18 protein-coding genes are annotated in these 18868 nt (G+C 71.4%); 3 read left to right on the top strand and 15 right to left on the bottom strand.

Annotated features, from left to right (window positions below):
• Positions 1-176: 176 nt before the first annotated feature.
• On the top strand, positions 177-1382 hold the full coding sequence (locus ACY34M_RS17285) for a cytochrome P450 (protein ID WP_462716863.1): 1206 nt from the start codon (positions 177-179) through the stop codon (positions 1380-1382).
• 31 nt (positions 1383-1413) lie between these two features.
• Here the strand turns inward: ACY34M_RS17285 and ACY34M_RS17280 are convergent, their stop codons facing one another.
• Complete coding sequence (locus ACY34M_RS17280; RefSeq protein WP_462716864.1) at positions 1414-2181, bottom strand: IclR family transcriptional regulator; 768 nt, start codon at positions 2179-2181, stop codon at positions 1414-1416.
• Positions 2178-2951: a hypothetical protein gene (locus ACY34M_RS17275; protein WP_462716865.1), complete on the bottom strand. Its 774-nt coding sequence runs from the start codon at positions 2949-2951 to the stop codon at positions 2178-2180. Before ACY34M_RS17275 ends, ACY34M_RS17280 begins: the two co-directional genes overlap by 4 nt.
• Before the next feature lie 77 nt (positions 2952-3028).
• Here ACY34M_RS17275 and ACY34M_RS17270 point away from each other — a divergent pair, with 77 nt between their 5' ends.
• Positions 3029-4246, top strand: coding sequence for an alpha-hydroxy acid oxidase (locus tag ACY34M_RS17270; RefSeq protein WP_462716866.1), 1218 nt, complete (start codon positions 3029-3031; stop codon positions 4244-4246).
• A gap of 56 nt (positions 4247-4302) precedes the next feature.
• Here ACY34M_RS17270 and ACY34M_RS17265 read toward each other — a convergent pair whose 3' ends face one another.
• The 8 genes from ACY34M_RS17265 to ACY34M_RS17230 all read right to left on the bottom strand — a co-directional run bounded on the left by ACY34M_RS17265 (position 4303) and on the right by ACY34M_RS17230 (position 12300).
• Positions 4303-5847 carry an FMN-binding glutamate synthase family protein gene (locus ACY34M_RS17265; RefSeq protein ID WP_462716867.1) on the bottom strand — a complete coding sequence of 515 codons (1545 nt, stop codon included), beginning with the start codon at positions 5845-5847 and terminating at the stop codon, positions 4303-4305.
• A gap of 160 nt (positions 5848-6007) precedes the next feature.
• Complete coding sequence (locus ACY34M_RS17260) at positions 6008-6526, bottom strand: DUF4232 domain-containing protein (protein WP_462716868.1); 519 nt, start codon at positions 6524-6526, stop codon at positions 6008-6010.
• 128 nt (positions 6527-6654) lie between these two features.
• The gene (locus ACY34M_RS17255; RefSeq protein ID WP_462716869.1) at positions 6655-7287 is read right to left on the bottom strand and encodes a VOC family protein; all 633 of its coding nucleotides are present in this window, start codon (positions 7285-7287) and stop codon (positions 6655-6657) included.
• 52 nt (positions 7288-7339) lie between these two features.
• Entirely contained in the window at positions 7340-8458 is a 1119-nt protein-coding gene (locus ACY34M_RS17250; protein WP_462716870.1) for a Gfo/Idh/MocA family protein, read from the bottom strand.
• On the bottom strand, positions 8443-9141 hold the full coding sequence (locus ACY34M_RS17245; RefSeq protein WP_462716871.1) for a ThuA domain-containing protein: 699 nt from the start codon (positions 9139-9141) through the stop codon (positions 8443-8445). Before ACY34M_RS17245 ends, ACY34M_RS17250 begins: the two co-directional genes overlap by 16 nt.
• A gap of 41 nt (positions 9142-9182) precedes the next feature.
• Entirely contained in the window at positions 9183-10073 is an 891-nt protein-coding gene (locus ACY34M_RS17240; protein ID WP_462716872.1) for a carbohydrate ABC transporter permease, read from the bottom strand.
• The gene (locus tag ACY34M_RS17235; RefSeq protein WP_462716873.1) at positions 10073-10975 is read right to left on the bottom strand and encodes a carbohydrate ABC transporter permease; all 903 of its coding nucleotides are present in this window, start codon (positions 10973-10975) and stop codon (positions 10073-10075) included. The genes ACY34M_RS17240 and ACY34M_RS17235 overlap by 1 nt, the downstream gene beginning before the upstream one ends.
• Before the next feature lie 2 nt (positions 10976-10977).
• Complete coding sequence (locus ACY34M_RS17230) at positions 10978-12300, bottom strand: extracellular solute-binding protein (RefSeq protein WP_462716874.1); 1323 nt, start codon at positions 12298-12300, stop codon at positions 10978-10980.
• A 212-nt stretch (positions 12301-12512) separates the two neighbouring features.
• Between ACY34M_RS17230 and ACY34M_RS17225 the strand changes: the two genes are divergently transcribed.
• Entirely contained in the window at positions 12513-13556 is a 1044-nt protein-coding gene (locus tag ACY34M_RS17225) for a LacI family DNA-binding transcriptional regulator (RefSeq protein ID WP_462716875.1), read from the top strand.
• A gap of 4 nt (positions 13557-13560) precedes the next feature.
• Here the strand turns inward: ACY34M_RS17225 and ACY34M_RS17220 are convergent, their stop codons facing one another.
• The 5 genes from ACY34M_RS17220 to ACY34M_RS17200 form a co-directional block, all read right to left on the bottom strand.
• On the bottom strand, positions 13561-14784 hold the full coding sequence (locus ACY34M_RS17220; protein ID WP_462716876.1) for an acetyl-CoA C-acetyltransferase: 1224 nt from the start codon (positions 14782-14784) through the stop codon (positions 13561-13563).
• A 94-nt stretch (positions 14785-14878) separates the two neighbouring features.
• The gene (gene fabG, locus ACY34M_RS17215) at positions 14879-15619 is read right to left on the bottom strand and encodes a 3-oxoacyl-ACP reductase FabG (RefSeq protein ID WP_462716877.1); all 741 of its coding nucleotides are present in this window, start codon (positions 15617-15619) and stop codon (positions 14879-14881) included.
• An 8-nt stretch (positions 15620-15627) separates the two neighbouring features.
• The gene (locus tag ACY34M_RS17210) at positions 15628-16911 is read right to left on the bottom strand and encodes a CoA transferase (RefSeq protein ID WP_462716878.1); all 1284 of its coding nucleotides are present in this window, start codon (positions 16909-16911) and stop codon (positions 15628-15630) included.
• Positions 16912-16945: 34 nt separating this feature from the next.
• Positions 16946-17716: an enoyl-CoA hydratase/isomerase family protein gene (locus tag ACY34M_RS17205; RefSeq protein ID WP_462716879.1), complete on the bottom strand. Its 771-nt coding sequence runs from the start codon at positions 17714-17716 to the stop codon at positions 16946-16948.
• Positions 17713-18858 carry an acyl-CoA dehydrogenase family protein gene (locus tag ACY34M_RS17200; RefSeq protein ID WP_462716880.1) on the bottom strand — a complete coding sequence of 382 codons (1146 nt, stop codon included), beginning with the start codon at positions 18856-18858 and terminating at the stop codon, positions 17713-17715. The genes ACY34M_RS17205 and ACY34M_RS17200 overlap by 4 nt, the downstream gene beginning before the upstream one ends.
• Positions 18859-18868 lie beyond the last annotated feature (10 nt).

Raw genomic sequence — 18868 nt, 5'->3', positions numbered from 1 at the left:
CGTCTCGTCTTCTTCCGTCTCGTCCGGTGCTCCGCCGCATCGTCAGAAACCCGGCCGCAAGGCGGCAACAGCTGTTCTCAGCAGGTGATAACGCCCGTGTCCGGCCCGCCGCCCGCCGGTCTACGTTGCCCGTGCCGGTCCCGCCCGGACCGCCCCGCCGTACCCAAGGAGGCCAGATGCCCGCCCCGGCCGACACGCCCGTCGCGTCCCTCCCCGACGACCCCTACGACGACGCCCACCTCACCGACCCGTACCCCCTCTTCACCCGGATGCGGGACGCGGGGCCCGCGGTGTGGCTGGAGCGCTACGGGGTGCACGCGTTCACCCGGTACGAGCAGTGCCGGGAGATCCTCACCGACCACGGGACGTTCCTCTCGGGCGCCGGGGTCGGGCCCCGCAACTACCACCAGGAACTGCCGTGGAAGCCGGCCGGCATCCTGGACTCCGACCCGCCGACGCACACCCCGCTGCGGACCGTCATGTCCGGTGTCATCTCACCGAGGGGCGTCCGCGCGCTGCGCACCGCGTTCCGTGCGTACGCCGAGCGGCTCGTCGACGAACTCCTCGACAAGCGGGAGTTCGACGCGGTGACCGAGATGGCGGAGCTGTTCCCCATCGAGGTCTTCGGCAACGCCGTCGGCATCCCCCGCGAGGGCCGCGCCGAGAACCTGCTCCCGCACGGAGCCATGAACTTCTCCGCCTTCGGCCCCGAAGACGCCCGCTACGCCGAGTACTTCGCGGCAGGCGAGCACACCGTCGACTGGGTCATGGACAACTGCGCCCGCGAGAACCTTTCCTCCGACAGGCTCGGCGCACAGATCTGGGCGTACGCCGACCAGGGCGTGATCACCGGCGACGAGGCGACCAGGCTCGTGCGCGCCCTGCTGTCGGCGGGGCTCGACACCACGGTGCTGGCCCTCGGCAACACCATGAAGTGCCTGTCGGCCGACCCGTCGCAGTGGGCGCTGCTGCACGCCGACCCGAAGCTGACCCGGTTCGCCGTGGACGAGGCGCTGCGCCACGAGTCCCCGTTCCAGTCCTTCTTCCGCACCACGGCGCGCGAGGTCGACTTCCACGGTGTCCGCATCCCCGAGGACACCAAGCTCGCCCTGTTCACGGGGGCCGCCAACCGGGACCCGCGCCGCTTCGGCGATGACGCCGACACCTACCGGATCGAGCGGGACGCCTCCGGACATCTGGCGTTCGGCTTCGGCATCCACCAGTGCGTGGGCCAGCCCATCTCGCGCCTGGAGGCGGAGGTCCTGATCGGTGAACTCGCCCGCCGCGTCCGGGCGGTGGAACCGGCCGGTGCGCCCGTGCCGTTCCTGCACAACACGCTGCGCGGCTGGAAGCACCTGCCGGTGCGGATCACCCCGGCGTGACGGGCCACCTGGCGGCCTCGCCGTCAGGAGGTCACCCGGCCCGGGGATCGGCCCCGTACTCCAGGATCTCCGCGAGGCGGGCGCTCGCCGCCTGGAGCCGGTCTCGGGCCTGCCGCCGCCAGGCGGGACCGCAGCGCTGCTCGGGCCCGGCCACGGTCAGCGCGCACACCACCTCGCCCGTCGCAGTCACCGGCACCGCGACGGCGACCGCGCCCTCGTTCAGCTCGCCGTGCGAGATCAGGAAGCCGCTGGCACGGATGCGCTCCATCTCCCGTGCCAGACGGGCGCGGTCGGGGGTGTGCGCGGTGATGGTGCGCATCGGCTGGTCGAGGACCCGCTCGATCACCGGTCGCGGCGCGTGCGCGAGCAGGATGCGCTGACCGGCGCCCGCGTACAGCGGCAGCAACTGGTTGATCCGGAACGCCATGCGTATCGCGTGCGGTGACTGGGTCTGACGCAGACACATCGCCTGCGAGCCGACCCGCACGGTCAGCACGGCCGTCTCACCGGTCGTGTCCGTCAGCTCCTGGAGCAGCGGGTGTCCCAGCTCCACGAGGCGGGTGTGCGTCAGATGCTGGCCCGACAGCTCCAGGAGCCGCCAGCCGGGCACGTAGGTGCCCGCACGCTCCTCCACCAGGTCCAACTCCCGCAGCGTGCGCAGGTATCGGTACACCGTGCTCACCGGTATCCCCGCGTCGGCCGCGATCTGCTCGACGCGGGTCTCACCGGACTCGGCGACACTGATGAGCACCCGCAGCCCACGCTGGAACGACACACCGGCGCCGGACGGCGCTGTCACAACTCGACCTCGAATTCGAGCTCCTCGAAGCGGCCCTCCGCCAGCTGCTCCGGGGACCCCGCGACGAGCGTGAGGTAGGAGTCCCCGTGGGAGACCGCGCTCTCCGGGATGCGCAGGAGCAGGACGTCGCCCCGGTCCTCGACCGGGTTCTGCCAGGCGCGGGAGTGGCCGCCGAGCTGGAACTCCATGGCCCACCGGCCGTAGAGGACCCCTTCGATGTCCCCTACGAGCCGCTCCATGAGCCGCGCCCGCCCGGCGTCCTCCCCGGCGAACTCCACCGCCTCGGTGACGTCTTGCCAGCGGAGGAAGGACGGCCCGGTCGTGCCCGGCACCGCGTAGAGGGAGAACGGCTCGTAGAACTCCGGACGGTCCGAGGCGTCGACGTCCTGCGGGATGTGCTCGGCGGTCTCCGCGCCTGCCGGGACATGGAGGACGATGCCCTCGCCCGGGTAGTCGCTGATCTCGGCGAAGACCACCAACTGCCCGTCCGCGGGAAACCCGATGTCGAGGACGCCGGTGGGTATCTCCGCACAGTCGACGGTCACGATGTGCGGCAGGTCCTCGGGACCTTTGATGTCAGAGGGCAGCTGGGCGGCACCGGAGGCCCGCCCGACCGGGCGCGCGCCCTCCTTCAGCTCCTCGGGCAGCACGTCGTAGGGGCACAGATACACGCAGGGGCGCAGGAGCCGGAGAAACGCCTCGGTCACCCGCTCCGGCACGTCGAGGGCCCGCCCGGCGTCGAGGACTGCGTCACGTACGGTCGTTTTCATGGACGCCACAGTGCCATGGGCCACTGACATCGCACCCGGTGTCCGCTTCTCCTCCGCCACGAAACGCAAGAGGCCCGATGAAACACCGACTTCCGCAGATCTCCGAGCTGCGCCCCCTGTTGAAGTTCGACGGCTTCAACCCCGACCGGCGCGCCGCGCGGCTCGCCAAGGCAGCCGACGTGTGGGACCTGCGCGCCATGGCCAGGCGCCGCACACCGCGCCCCGCGTTCGACTACGTGGACGGCGCGGCGCAGCGCGAGTTGACGGTGCGCAGGGCGCGCAGGGCGTTCGACGACGTCGTGCTCCTGCCGCGCATCCTGCACGGCACCGCGCAGGCGGACCTGAGCACCGAGATCGCGGGCGCGCGGTCCGAGCTGCCGTTCGGGATCGCGCCCACCGGCTTCACGCGGTTCATGCACGCCGAGGGCGAGGACGGCGGAGCGAAGGCCGCGGCCGCCGCGGGCATCCCGTTCTCCCTGTCCACCATGGGCACCCGCTCGCTCGAACACGTCGCCGCCACCGCGCCCGACGCGCGGCGCTGGTTCCAGCTGTACCTCTGGAAGGACCGGCAGCGCTCTCTCGAACTCCTCGAGCGCGCCACGGCGAGCGGCTTCGACACGCTGCTGGTCACCGTGGACACCCCGGTCGCGGGACAGCGGCTGCGCGACAACCGCAACGGCATGGTGATCCCGCCGCGGATCACGCTCAAGACGGTGCTCGACGCCTCGTACCGGCCCGAGTGGTGGTTCAACTTCCTCACCACCGACCCGCTGAGCTTCGCCTCGCTGTCCGGTACGAGCCAGGACCTGCCGAGCCTCATCAACTCGATGTTCGACCCCACCCTGTCGATCGAGGACCTGGAGTGGATCCGGTCCCAGTGGCCGGGGAAGCTGTTCGTGAAGGGTGTCCTCACGGCCGAGGACACGCGCCGCTCGCTCGATGCCGGGGCCGACGGTCTCGTCGTGTCCAACCACGGCGGACGCCAACTCGACCGCGCGCCCGTCTCGTTCCACGCCCTGCCCGAGGTACGGGCCGAGGCAGGGGACGACGTGGAGATCATCCTCGACTCCGGCATCATGTCCGGCGCCGATATCGTCGCCGCGCTCTGCGCCGGGGCCGACTTCACCCTCATCGGCCGCGCCTACCTGTACGGGCTGATGGCAGGCGGCCGCGAGGGCGTCACGCGCGCCGTCGAACTGCTCGCGAAGGAGGTCGAGGTGACGATGCAGCTCCTCGGCGCCGCGACCATCGACGACCTCGGCCCGCATCTGCTGCGCACGCGGCACACCGGCTGATGCGCGACGGCCGGTGGTGACACCCGCGCGAGGTGCCACCACCGGCCGGGACGGCCTCAGACGGCCGGCTTGGTCTCCGGCTCCGGCCGCGCGGTGAGGAGTTCGGTGATCTCCTGCGCCAGGCCCTTGCCGAGTGTGCCCCAGCCGTCCTTGTAGCCGTAGACGTTCGCCAGCGTGCGGGCCTCGTAGTCGCCGTTCATGATGTCGATGTCCTCGGGCGTGATGAGCGAGGGGTGGGCGACGCCGACCGCCCCCGACACCTTCAGCAACTCCTTGCGGAGGGTGCGCAGATACATGGCGGCGCGGTTGGCCTTCGACGGCGCGTCCACGCCGCGCACCAGCCACGGGTCCTGGGTGGCGATACCGGTCGGGCACTTGTCGGTGTGGCACTTCTGCGCCTGGATGCAGCCGATGGACAGCATCGCCTCGCGCGCCACGTTGATCATGTCGACGCCGAGGGCGAAGGCGACGGCGGCGTTCTCGGGCAGACCGAGCTTGCCGGAGCCGATGAACGTGATGTCGTCGGTCAGACCCCGCTCCGCGAACGTGCTGTAGACGCGCGAGAAGCCCATCCGGAACGGCAGCGACACCGAGTCGCTGAAGATCAGGGGAGCGGCGCCGGTGCCTCCCTCGCCGCCGTCGATGGTCACGAAGTCGACGCCGCGGTCACCGCGCGCCATCAGCGTGGCCAGCTCCTCCCAGAAGCTCATCTCGCCGACGGCGCTCTTGATGCCCACCGGCAGCCCCGTCTCGGTGGCCAGCAGCTCCACGAAGTCGAGCATCGAGTCGACGTCGTGGAACGCGGTGTGCCGCGAAGGCGACGCGCAGTCCTTGCCGGCCGGGATGTCACGGATCTCGGCGATCTCCGAGGTCACCTTCGCGCCCGGCAGCATCCCGCCCAGCCCCGGCTTGGCGCCCTGCGAGAGCTTGATCTCTATCGCCTTGACCGGGGCGCCGGCGACGACGGCCTTGAGCTTGTCGAGGTTGAACGTGCCGTCGTCGTTGCGGCAGCCGAAGTACGCGGTGCCGATCTGGAGGACGAGATCGCCGCCGTTGCGGTGGTACGGGGAGAGGCCGCCCTCACCCGTGTTGTGCATCGTGCCGGCCAGCGCCGCGCCCTTGTTGAGCGCCGTGACGGCCGCGCCGGACAGCGAGCCGAAGCTCATCGCGGAGATGTTCACGACGCTCGCGGGCCGGAACGCCTTGGCCCGCCCGCGCGGACCGCCGAGCACCTTGGCGGAGGGCAGCGGGGCCTGCGGGTCGTGCAGATCGGGCAGCGCGCCCGCGAACGTGCGCTGCTTGACGTACGCGTGGCCCTGCACGTGCTCCACGTCGTTGTCGGTGCCGAACCCGAAGTAGTTGTTCTCCTCCTTCGCCGACGCGTAGATCCAGCTGCGCTGGTCGCGGCTGAAAGGACGCTCCTCGTCGTTGGAGGTCACGACGTACTGCCGCAGCTCGGGACCGATGGTCTCCAGCAGGTACCGGGCGTGCCCGACCACGGGGAAGTTCCGCAGCAGCGCGTGCTTCTTCTGTACGAGGTCGCGGGCGGCCACCGCCGCCAAAGCCGTAGCGGCGACCACGCCGATGTTCCGGGCGCGCATGTACGTTCCTCTCCTCGACTGCTCGATACCCGGCGCCACCGCAGCGCGGCGACACCGTGGACGCCCGCAGCCGAACACGGCCGGACGGGCCCGGCGTTCGACGGCGAAACGCCACACGATGCTAGAGGGCGTGAGCGGGAGAGGGCAGGCCAGGGTTGCCTCAGTCGCCGGGCATGACCGGGCCGACGACGGTGCCCTCGGTCACCCGCAGCGGACCGGAGGCGGAGGACTGGCCGGGGATCTCGCCGCCCGGTGCGCTCAGCGTGAAGGAGGCCTCGTCGGCCGGGACGCTGGGCAGGTGGTTCGGCACCTGGATGTCGAAGTGGACCGGGTTGCCGGGGCCGAACGTCACCGGCGTGTGCTGCGGCCCGTACCCGGCGGCGGAGAGGTCGCTCGGCGTGCCGTTCTCGTAGAACCGCACGTCGACGGGGGATCCGGCCAAGGTGCACGGCGCGTAGCCGGGCGCCGCGGTCAGGGTGACCCGGTAGTGGCTGTGTCCGGAGGACGAGGCGTCCGGGGTGATGGTGGCGGTGTGGTTCGCCGGCCGGCACGACGAGGGCGCCGAACCTTCCGATGCCCCGGCGGCGGGCGCCGAGGCCTGCGCGAGCCCGCCGCCGAGCGCGGCGGCCAGGACGGTGGCGGTGGCGGTGACGGCGATCTTCCCAGTGGTCGTACGCACGCGAATGCACTCCGTTTCGGTCGGTCAGACGGGCCGCGTGGTGACTGCGGAACGGCGGCCCTGCTTGGATCCCTCCCCTTGACCGAACAGAATGAATGTCACAAATGGGTCATAAAGGCGTCAAAAGGTCAGGGCTGGCCGTGCGGCAGGTCCAGCACGCCGAGAGGTGTCTCGACGCGGAACGTGAGGCCTTCGGGGCCCTCGGTGAGGTCCAGGCCGGTGCCGAGCGCGGTCAGGTGATGGTGGGTCCCGGCCGGGTCGGGGGTGCGGGCCGATACGGTCAGGAGGGTGACCGCGGGCAGACCGGTCGCAGGGTGTGCCGTGGCGCCCCAGTCGATGAGGAACGGGACCACCCCCGCCGTGTCGTCCAGCGTCAGGCGCCACTCCAGCAGGGTGCCGTCCGGGCGGCGCCGGCTCATGGCGCGGACCGGGCCGACCGGGCGCCCCGCCGCGCGGGCCGCCGCCACCGTGGCGTCCAGGTCGTACGGGCGGATCGCCCAGGTCACCACCGTCGGCGCGGCCAGCCGGTCGATGGCGAACGGGCGGGGGCGGTCCGGCTCCGGTTGCTCCGGGTCCGGACCGACGATCTCCAGGTAGGCCGAACCACCGAACCCCACAAGGTAGTTGCGGGTCCCGAGTCCGACGTGCGCGCCACCGGGCGCGGGCGCGACGCCGGTACGCCGGGTGAACTCGGCGACGGTCGCCGCCAAGTCCGGCGTGGCGTAGACGAGATGGTCCAGAAGCGGCGGGGTGGTGACCATGCGCGCAGGCTAACAGCCGCCTGCACCCCGGCCCGGTGCCCGCGGTGTGCGCCTACCCGTCCTTCTCCAGATCGATCAGCGGCACCGCCGTCGGGCGCGGGGCACGGCTGGTGACCGTGGTCGCGGTGCCGGTCGCCGCCGAGCTGAGCAGGGACTCCATGACGTCCAGGACGTGGTACGCGAGCGTGCCCGAGGCGCGTGGCTCTTCGGGGACGGGCGTGGTGGCCAGGTCGGCCAGGCCGTAGCCGCGGCCCGAGCCGACGTAGCCGGCCGAGACCGGAAGGGGCTCCCACGTGTCGGCGCCGAGGCGGAACAGACGCGTGTCGCCGTCGAAGTGGTTCGGGTCGGGCACCGCGAGGGTGCCGCGCGGTCCGTGCACCTCGATGTTCGCGGAGTGTGTCGCGACCGCGTCGAAGGTCACGACGAGCGTCGACAGCGCGCCGGACTCGTGCACCAGCACCCCCGTCACATGGGTGTCGATCCCGACGGGGACCCGCTCGCCCGCCCGCGGTCCGCTGCCGATCTCCCGCTCGGACCGTGGCCTGCTCGCGGCCCCGATCACGGAGGTGACAGGTCCGAGGAGGGTGACGAGGGCCGTGATGTAGTACGGGCCCATGTCGAGGAGCGGGCCGCCGCCCGGCGCGTAGTAGAAGTCCGGGTCGGGGTGCCAGCGTTCGTGGCCGGGTGTCACCATCGTCGCCGTCGCCGCGACCGGTGTGCCGATGAGCCCGTCGTCGATGGCCCTGCGCGCGGTCTGGATGCCGGTGCCGAGGACGGTGTCCGGCGCGCAGCCGACGACGACCCCCGCCTGCCGTGCCGCGTCGAGCACCGTGCGGGCCTCGTCGGTGGTGGCCGCGAGGGGTTTCTCGCCGTAGACGTGCTTGCCCGCCGCGATCGCCTTGAGGGCGATCTCGCCGTGCGCGGCGGGCACCGTGAGGTTCAGGACGAGGTCGATGTCGTCGGCGGCGATCAACTCGTCGACACCCACCGCGCGTACGTCCCCGCCCCACTCCTCGGCGACGGCGTGCGCCCGCCGCGCGTCCAGGTCGGCGACGGCGACGAGCCTGACGCCCGTCAGCCTGCGCAGACTGGCGAGGTACTGGCCGACGATCGTGCCGCACCCGACGATGCCGATGGCCGGCGGCTTGCCCGTGTTCAGCGGCTGGCCCACAGCAGGCCCCTTTCGACGACGGTGCGGACGCTGGGGTGTTCGAGGTCCTCGACATGGTGGCCCGGTGTGCACACGAAGATGCGGCCCTTGCCCCACCTGCGGGTCCAGATGGCCGGTGAGGTGACCTCCCGGTGCCACGGGTCCCACGCGCGGATCTTCTGGGTGGTGGTGGCGAGGACGTCGATGTAGTCGTCGGCGAGCACCCAGTACTGCTCGGTGACGAGGTCGAAGTCCTCGATGCCCTCGGTGATGGGGTGTTCGGCGGCGGCCGGGAGCATGTTCACGGTGTACGGGACGTAGTTGTCGGACTGCTCGCCGACGCGCTCGTCGGGGTGCTTGCCCGGGTGACAGGCGAACTGGCCGCCGATGAGGTGGAGATAGTCGGCGGTGTTGCGGTAGGAGTCGGCGATGCCGCCGTGCCAGCCGGCGAGCCCGGTGCCGTTCTCGACGGCCGCGCGCAGGCCCGCGAACTCCTCCCGCTCGATCGTGGACATCGTCATGCACTGCATCACCAGGTCCACGCCCACCATGTACGCGGCGTCGGCGTAGATCTTGGGCGAGTCCTCGACGCGTATCTCGTAGCCGTTCGCCTTCAGGTGCGGGATGAACAGGTCGGTGGCCTGGACGGGCTGGTGCCCGTCCCAGCCGCCGCGTACGACGAGTGCCTTTTTGGCGGTGGTCACGGATCTCCTCTGCTGCGTGATGGGGTTCTCGGGGGTGCGGGTCACTTGCCGAAGCCCGCGGTGAGGCCGCTCACCAACTGCCGTCGCGCGACGACGTAGACGACGAGGAGCGGCAGCGTCGCGAGGACGACGGAGGCGAGCACGGCGGGGACGTTGATGGTGAACTCGCCCTGGAAGGTCCACAGGGAGAGCGGGAGCACCCGGATCTCCGGGCTCTGGGTGAGGATCAGCGGGAACAGGAAGCCGTTCCAGACGGTGAGCGCGTCGTAGATGCCGACGGTGACGACGGCCGGGCGGACGAGCGGGAGGGCGAGGCGCCACATCATGGCCCATTCGCCGCAGCCGTCCAGGCGCATCGACTCGAAGAGTTCACCGGGGACGTCGCGCAGGAACGTGGAGAGGATGAGTACGGAGATGGGGATCGCGAAGGCGATCGACGGCAGGATCAGCGCGGCGAGGGTGTCGTACAGATGGGCCTTGGTGATCATCCAGTAGATCGGGATGATCGTCGCGTGCAGCGGGATCGCGAGTCCGAGCAGGAACAGCCGGTGGGTCAGGCTGAGGAACCGCGTGCGGCCGCGGACGATCGCGTAGGCCGCCATGAAGGCGAAGAGCAGGGTCGTCAGGACGCTGCCCGCCGTGACGATCAGGCTGTTGGCGAAGTAGCGGACGAAGTCGTTCTCCAGGACGAGGCCATAGTTGGAGAGGGTGGGGGAGCCGGGTGGCAGCAGCGGGTTCGAGGCGAAGTAGGTGCCCTGGTCCTTGAGGCTGGTGATCACAACGTAGTAGACGGGCACGATGGTCACGGCCAGCCAGAGCCAACCAGCGAGACCGCCAAGGAAGTTCGGCCGCTTGCGTCCTCGCCGCTGGGTGGCCGGGGCGGACTGTCGTGCGGGCGCCGTCGGCGCCGGGGACCGGGTCGTGGTGGCCATCAGACTCCCTCCAGTTGGCTCGCCGAACGGTCCTTGCCGCCCAGGCGTTGCAGCAGCAGCGCCACGGCGAGGCCGACAGCGACGAGGACGACGCCGAGGGCGCTGGCCGCGCCCATGTCACTGGCCTGGAAACCGGTGAGGTACATGTGCAGGGGCAGGAGACGGGTGGCCTCGCCGGGGCCGCCGCCGGTCAGCACGAAGACGAGGTCGAAGTAGGCGAGGGACCCCACGGCCATGAGCGTCGAGGACGTGATGATCGTGTACTTGAGCTGCGGCAGCGTGATGCTGAGGAACTGCCGTACGCGCCCGGCGCCGTCGATCTGCGCCGCCTCGTACAGGGAGGCGGGGATCTGGCGCACCCCGCCCTGGTAGATGAGGGTGTGGAAGGGCACGAACTGCCAGGCGACGACGGCGACGACCACGAACAGGGCGAGGTCGGGATCGCCCAGCCAGTTCCGGGCCAGCGCGTCGACGCCGACGCCCGCGCCGAACCCGAACGTCGGGTCGAGGAGCGCCTTGAACGCGATGGCGATGGCGGCCGAGGAGAGCAGCAGCGGCAGGAAGTACAGCACGCCGAGCAGCGCCCGGTACCGCTGACGTCCCGCCGTGAACACACCGAGCAGCAGACTGACGGGTGTCTGCACGAGGTACGAGAACACCATCACCTTGGCCGTCACCCACAGCGCGTTGACGGTGGCCGGATCGGTGACGACCCGCCGCCAACTGCCCGGGCCGTCGAAGGTGATGGCGCCGATGCCGTCCCAGCGGGTGAAGCTGAGGACGACGACGATGCCGAGCGGGACGAGGGCGAAGGCCAGGAACATCACGAGGGCCGGTGCCGCGAGCCACCCCGAGGGGCCGGGCTCGTGCGTGCGCCGCGGGGCGGTGCCGGTGTCGGCCATGGCTACTCCTCGACCGTCGCGTTCATCTTGGTGACGAACTGCTGGGGGCTGATCCTGCGGAGGAAGATCTGGTCGATGTTGACCAGGAGCGCGTCCGCCTGGGCCGGGCTGAGGGCCTGGTCCCAGGAGAGCGTGAAGTGCCGTGTCCGCTGCGTCAGTTCGTAGACGAAGGTCAGGAAGTCCTTGTCGTCGGACCGCTCCAGCTGCTTCTTGATGCCCTTGACGACGGGCACCGCACCGGAGTCGATGAGCTCCTGCGTGTGCCGCTCGGAGAACATGCCCTTCTTCAGGTAGTCGAGCGCTGCCTTGCGCTGGGGCGCGGTGGCCTTCGAAGAGATCGACCAGTAGTTGGACGGGTTGCCGACGAGGTTCGCCGGGCTGCCCTCGCCGCCCGCGACCGTGGGGAAGGTGGTCCAGCCGATGGTGCGGTCCTCGATCGCCTCCGGGAGACTCGCCTTCATGTTCTGGTACAGCCAGCCGCCCTGCACGACCATGGCGGCCTTGCCGGTCTGTACGAGCGCCAGGTCCGCGCCGTTGTCCGCCGCGCTCGACGTGAAGCTGTCGGCGAAGCCGCCCGCGGCGACCAGCTGCTGGATCTTGGTGAGGGCCTCGGTGACGGCGGGGTGGGACCAGGCGCCGGGCTTGTTCGCCGCGATGTCCGCGAAGACCTGCGGGCCGCCGATCCGGTCGACGAGGTACTCCAGCCACATCAGGTCGGGCCACTTCGACTGGCCGCCGAGGGCGAACGGGGCGATCCCCGCCTTCTTGAACGTGGGCACCAGCGCCATGAGTTGGGACCACGTCCGCGGCGGCTTCACCCCGACGTCGGCGAACACGTCCCGGTTGAAGTAGAGCAGGACGGGCTGGGCGCGGCCGTTCGGGATCGCGTAGGTCTTCCCGTCGACGACGCCGTTGTCCAGGGTCGAGGGCAGATAGCGCTCGCGGACCTCCGGGTTGCGTGCGAGGTACGAGGAGAGGTCGGCGACCTGGCCGGCGTCCGCGTAGGACTTGAGCACGCCGCCGCCCCAGCCGTAGATGAACGTCGGGCCCTTCCCGGCGCCGACGGCGGTGCGGACCTTGGTCTTGTAGGCGTCGTTCGCGAAGAAGTCGAGGCTGATGTCCTCGCGGGGATGGGTCTTGTTCCAGCTGTCGACGGAGCGCTGGAGCACGTCCTGGTCACCGCCGTTGAGCCCCCACATGGTGGCCGATCCGGTGTCCGCGCCGGGTCCCGCGGAGCCGCAGGCGGTCAGGGAGAGGGCCAGGGCGAGAGCGGTGGCGCAGCATGCCGCGCCCGTGCGGGTCGTGCGAAGTCTGCGAGATTCCATGGTGTTCCGTTCCTCGACGTTGAGAGACGGGGACCGAAATATTTCGAAGATTGTTCGAGACCCCGGAACCGTAAAAGTGGGGCCGCAGGTGGTCAAGAGGCCGCGCACGGGAAAGATGTGACGCAGTGGGTTGACGTCGGTCGTACCGGGTCCCAAGCTGCCGTCATCGAAAAAGTTTCGGGACCTTGTCCCCTCCGGTAACAGGAAGCCGTATGCCGATCCCGTCCACCTCGGCCAGCTCCGCGGCCAAGCCGACCCTGTCCGCCATCGCACACCGCACCGGAGTCTCCACGGCCACGGTCTCCAAGGTCGTCAACGGCCGTGCGGACGTGGCCGACGAGACCCGCGCGAAGGTGCTGGCCGCGCTGGAGGAAGCCGGCTACCGCTCGCCGTCGCAGCGCAGGGCGCCCTCCGGTCCCGCCGTCGTCGAGGTCGTCTTCGACGCGATCGACTCCGCGTACCCCTCGGCGCTCCTGGGCGGCATCCTGGACCACGCCGCGAGCACCGGCGTCGAGGTCGTCGTCAGCACCACCGGCAGACAGCGCGCCAGCGAGCAGTCCCTCGGCCGCAAGGCGCAGCGCCTCATCAACGAGGGCCGCGCCGGAGTGATCGTCGTGACCTCCGCCTACGACGAATCCGGGATCGCCGCCTTCCGGCGCCGCCACATACCCGTCGTCGTCATCGACTCCTACAACCCGCCGCCCGCCGACGTCGTCAGCGTCGGCGCCGCCAATTGGGCGGGCGGCAGGGCCGCCACCGAACACCTCCTGGACCTCGGCCACCGCCGCATCGCCTACCTCGGCGGCCCCGAGACCATCGAATGCAACCAGGCACGGCTGCACGGCTATCTGTCCGCGCTCACCTCCCGCGGCATCGAGGCCGACCCCGGCCTCGTCCGGCACGGCCGCTTCCGCACCGAGTACGGCATCGAAGGGCTCACTGCGCTGCTCTCCCGCCCCCAGCCACCCACCGCGATCTTCGCGGGCAACGACGCCATCGCCGTCGGCGTGCTGCGCGAGGCCCGCCGCCGCGGCATCCAGGTACCGCAGCAGCTCAGCCTGGTCGGCTTCGACGGAACCGCCCTCGCCCGCGACTCCGTCCCGGCCCTCACCTCCGTCGCCCAACCCCTCCAGGAAATGGGCCGAGCGGCCCTGCGCGCCGTGCTGCGCCAGGCCCGCGGCGAACAACCCGACACGCACCGGGTCGAGTTGGCCACTCAGCTGGTCGTACGGGAGTCGACCGCGGAGCTACGGTGATCCGTTACGGCGTCACCCGCTCGAAGACGGCCGCCAGGCCTTGGCCGCCGCCGATGCACATGGTCTCCAGGCCGAACCGGGCCTCCCTGCGGTGGAGTTCGCGGGAGAGGGTGGCGAGCATGCGGACACCCGTGGCGCCGACGGGGTGGCCGAGGGAGATGCCGGAGCCGTGCACGTTCGTGCGCTCCAGGTCCTTCTCGCCGAACTCCCACTCGCGCAGCACGGCGAGCGCCTGCGCGGCGAAGGCCTCGTTCAGCTCGATCAGGTCCATGTCGGACAGGGTGAGTCCGGCCCGGTCGAGGGCGACCGCGCTCGCCGGGACCGGGCCGATGCCCATCGTCTTCGGCGGCACCCCGGCCACAGCCCACGACACGAGGCGCACCAGGGGGCGCAGACCCAGCTGTTCGGCGCGCTCGGGCGTGGTGACGACGCACATCGCCGCCGCGTCGTTCTGCCCGCTCGCGTTGCCCGCCGTGACGGTGGCCTCCGGGTCGGAGTGGCGCAGGATCGGCTTGAGGAGGCCGAGGGACTCCATCGAGGTGTCGGCGCGCGGGTGTTCGTCGGTGTCGACGACCGTGCCCTCGTCGCCGCGGCGGCGGCCGGGGACCGTCACCGGCACGATCTCCTCGGCGAGGACGCCGTCCGCCTGTGCCCGTACGGCGCGCTGGTGGGAGGCGAGGGCGAGGCGGTCCTGTTCCTCGCGACCGATGGCGTACGCGCGGCGCAGGTTCTCGGCGGTCTCCAACATGCCACCGGGTACCGGGTGGTTGCGGCCACCGGCGGTGGAGCGGGCGCGCGCGAGGCCGTCGTGCAGCTGGACGGCGGCGCCCTTGGCGCCCCAGCGGATGTCGGTCGAGTAGAACGCCGTGTTGCTCATGGACTCCGTGCCGCCCGCGACGACCACGTCGTGTGCGCCGGTCTGCACCTGCTGGGCGGCGTACAGCACGGCCTGGAGGCCCGAGCCGCAGCGGCGGTCCAGGTGGAGCCCGGGGACGGTGACGGGCAGGCCCGCGTCCAGGGCGACGACGCGGCCGATGGCGGGGGCCTCGCTGTTGCCGTTGCAGTGGCCGAGGACGACGTCCTCGATCAGGTCGGGGGAGATGCCGGTGCGGTCGAGGAGGCCCTTGAGGGCGGCGACGCCCAGGTCCACGGCGGTCAGCGCCTTGAACATGCCGCCGTAGCGGCCGATGGGGGTCCGGACGGGTTCGCAGACGACGGCTTCACGCATGGGGTGCTCCTCGCGGGCGTGTGAGGGCGGGTGCGGGTGCGGGTGCGGGTGCAGGCGGGTGCGGGTGCGGGCGACAGGGCTGCGGGGGTGCGACTCACATGAACCTGCCGCCCGTCACCTCCAGGACCGTCCCGGTCATGTACGAGGACAGGTCCGACGCGAGGAAGAGGGCGACGGAGGCGACCTCCTCGACCTCGCCCGCGCGGCCCATCGGGATCTCGGCCATCTTCTGGGCCCACGCCTTCTGCGGCATGGCCTCGGTCATGGCGCTGCGGATCAGCCCCGGCTGGATCGCGTTGACGCGCACGCCGTGGTGGGCCATCTCCTTGGCCGCGGCCTTCGACAGGCCGACGATTCCGGCCTTGGCGGCGGAGTAGTTGGTCTGCCCGACCATGCCGACCTTGCCGGAGAGCGAGGAGATGTTGACGATGGCGCCGCGCTTCTGTTCGCGCATGATGGCGGCGGCCTTGCGGGTGCCGTTCCACGTGCCCTTCAGGTGCACGTCGATGACCTGGTCGAACTGGTCCTCCGTCATGGTGCGCATGGTGGCGTCGCGGGTGATTCCGGCGTTGTTCACCATCACGTCGAGGGAGCCGAAGGTGTCGATCGCGGCCCGCAGCAGGGCGTCCACCTGGTCGGCCCAGGTGATGTCACAGCGCACGGCGTGGGCGACGGAGGGCCCGCCCAGCTCCTTGGCGGCGGCCTCCGCGGCCTCCGGGTCGAGATCGCCGAGGACGACCTTCGCGCCCTCACGGACGTAGGCCCCGGCGATGGCGAGGCCGATGCCCCGGGCGCCGCCGGTGATGACCGCGGTCTTGTCGGCCAGTAGTGCCATGAGTCTCCTCAGCTTCCTGTGGTCGGGGTGAACGGGTGCGCGGGCACGTGGGGGCTGATGACGCCTGCCGCGCCCAGCTTCTCCAACTCGACCTCGCCGAGGCCGAGTTCGGTGCGGAGTACGTCGTGCGTGTGCTGGCCGACCCTCGGCGAGGGCTGGGGCGGGGACTGGGCCGCGTCCATGACGACGGGGGAGCCGGGTGCCCAGTGCGGCGCGATGCCGTCCTGGCTCACCCGTGCCATCAGCGGGTTCTCGCGCAGCAGCCGGGCGTCGTCGGCGGCCAGGTCCGCGAAGCTGCGGTACGTGGACCACAGGACGCGGGTGCGGCCGAGTGTCTCCTGCGCCTCGGCGAGGGTGTGCGCGGCGAACCAGCCGGCGAGCAGTTCACCGAGAACCTTGCGGTGCGCGTAGCGCTCCGCCTCGTCGGTGAAGTCGGCGCCCAGCGCGCGGGCGAGGGCGTCCACCGCGTCGGTGAGCCCCGTGACCGCCAGCAAACCCTGCCAGTGCCGGCCGGTGAGGGCCACCACCATCAGACGGCCGCCGTCGGCGGTGCCGAAGTCGCGGCCGAACGTGCCGTACACATAGTTGCCCGAGCGGGCGCGCGGGGTGCGGTCGAGCTGGGCCTCGGCGAGATAGCCGAGATTGCCCGCGGTCGCCAGGGCCACGTCCTCCAGGGCGACGCGAACCCGCTGCCCCCTGCCGGTGCGCAGCCGGTGCCGCTCGGCGGCCAGCAGACCGACGGCGAGGTAGAGCCCGGCCGCCACGTCCCAGGCGGGCATCAGGTGGTTGACCGGATCGGGCGTGCCCTCCGGCCCGGTGAGCTGCGGGAATCCGGTGGCGGCCTGCACGGTGTAGTCGACGGCGGCGGAACCGTCGCGGCGACCGGTGAGCGTCACATGGATCAGGTCGGGACGGCGGGCGGCCAGCGCCTCGTAACCGAGCTCGCTGTAGCGCTCGGAGTTGGCGAGCACGATGCCGCCGCCCGGCCCGCCTCCGGTGATCAGACCGGCGACGAGCTCGCGCCCCTCCTGCGCGCGCAGGTCGACCTCGACGGCCCGCTTGCCCTTGTTCAGGCCCGACCAGTACAGGCTCGTCCCGCTCTCCGCCAGCGGGTGCCGGGTACGGTCCGGGGCCCCGCCCAGCGGTTCGACGCGGATCACGTCGGCGCCCAGCTGCGCCAGCGTCATCCCGCCGAGCGGGCTGGCCACGTAGCTGGAGAGCTCGACGATCCGCATGCCTTCGAGGGGCCGGGCGTACGGAGTGGCGGGGGCGGCGGGTTCAGGATCCGGCATGCGGTCGACTCCTCTACGGACACGGGGGGATGGCTCAGGCGGGGAAGTCGGGTCTGCGGCGTTCAAGGAACGCCGCCCGGCCCTCCGCGAAGCCCGCGCCCCCGAGCAGTTCGACCTGGGCCTCGGCCTCCGCGTCGAGGACCGCGTCCAGGTGCTGCGCCTCCATGGCGAAGATCCGCTTGGTGGCGGCGACCATCGCGGGGGAGGCGGCGGCGAGCCGCTCGGCCCGCTCCAGCGCCCGCGCGGCCACCTTCTCGCTCGCGACGGCCTCGCCGACCAGGCCGATCCGCGTGGCTTCGGCCGCGTCCAGTTCCTCGGCGAAGAGGATGAGTTCCTTGGCGCGGGCCGGTCCGACGCGCTGGGCGAGACTCCAGCTGAGGCCGGAGTCGGCGGTGAGCCCGATCCTGGCGAAGGAGGCCGCGAGCCGGGCGTCGTCGGCGGCCACGACGTAGTCGCAGGCGGCGGCGAGCCCGAGGCCCAGACCGTAGGCGCCGCCGCGCACGGCGGCGACCACCGGTTTCGCGGAGCACACCAAGGCGCGGGCCACGTCGCCCACGACGTCGAGGCGCTGTCGTGCGGTGTCCGGGTCCTGCGACATGGAGCGGATGTCACCGCCCGCGCAGAACACCTCGCCCGCGCCGGTCAGCACGACCGCCCGGCACTGCGGATCCCGCTCGGCCTCCCGCAGTGCGGCGAGGAGCTCGCGCCGGTCGGCGAGGTCGAGGGCATTGCGGCGGGCCGGCCGGTTCAGGGTGAGGATGCGGACGCGGCCGTGGCGTGCGGTCAGTACGGCGGGCTCGCTCATGACCGGGCCTGCCGCAGCAGCTGCTTGGCGATGATGACCTTCTGGATCTCGCTGGTGCCCTCGTAGATGCGGAACAGGCGGGCGTCGCGGAAGCAGCGCTCCACGACGGTGCCGCGCATGTAGCCCATGCCGCCGTGGATCTGCACGGCCAGGTCGGCGGCCTTGGAGACCATTTCCGAGCAGAACAGCTTGGCGGACGACGGGCGGATCCTGCGGTCCTCGCCCGAGTCGTACTTCTCGGCGGCGTCCAGCACCATCGCGCGGCCCGCGAGCACACCCGTCTGGATCTCGGCGAGCATGCCCTGCACGAGCTGGAACTCGCCGATGGGGCGCCCGCCCTGCTTGCTCGTCGCCGCGTGCGCGACGGACTCCTCCAGGATCCGCTCGGCCATCCCGACGCACAGCGCCGCGATGTGCACCCTGCCGCGTACGAGGGACTGCATGGCGGTGCCGAATCCGGCGCCCTCCTCGCCGCCGATCAGCGCGGTCCTGTCGACCCGTACGTCGTCGAAGAACACCTCGGCGGTCCAGGCGCCCGCCTGCCCGGTCTTCGCGTCCTTCGGGCCGACCGTGACGCCCGGAAGCCCCGACTCGACGAGGAAGACGGAGATGCCCTTCGTGCCGTACGTCTCCTCGCCGGTGCGCGCGAAGACCACGAACAGGTCGGCGAGCGGGGCGTTGGTGATGAATCGCTTGGCGCCGTTGATGACATAGCCCTCGCCCGACCGGACGGCCCGCGTGGTCAGGCCCGACGGGTCGGAGCCCGCCTCCGCCTCGGTCAGCGCGAACGACGCGACGGCGCCCTCGGCGAGCCGGGGCAGCCAGTGCTTCTTCTGCTCCTCGGTGCCCGCGTTGTCGAGGACCTTGCCCGCGATGCCGTTGTTGGTGCCGAACATCGAGCGGAACGCGGGCGTGGTGTACCCGAACTCGAAGGCGAGCCGCACGTCCTCGGACAGGCTCGCCCCCAGCCCGCCGTACGCCTGCGGCAGCGTGTACCCGAACAGGCCCATCTCGACGGCCTTGCGGCGGACGTCCTCCGGGATGGCGTCCGTCTCCTCGATCTCGTCCTCGCGCGGCACCACGTCCTCCCGTACGAGGGTGTGGACGGCGGCGACGACCGCCTCGAACTCGTCGGCTTCCATCGTGAATCTC

This window comes from Streptomyces sp. EDA2-14, assembly GCF_054963755.1.
The sequence above is the reverse complement of the archived record's forward strand: the minus strand, read 5'-3'. Positions and strand labels throughout refer to the sequence as shown.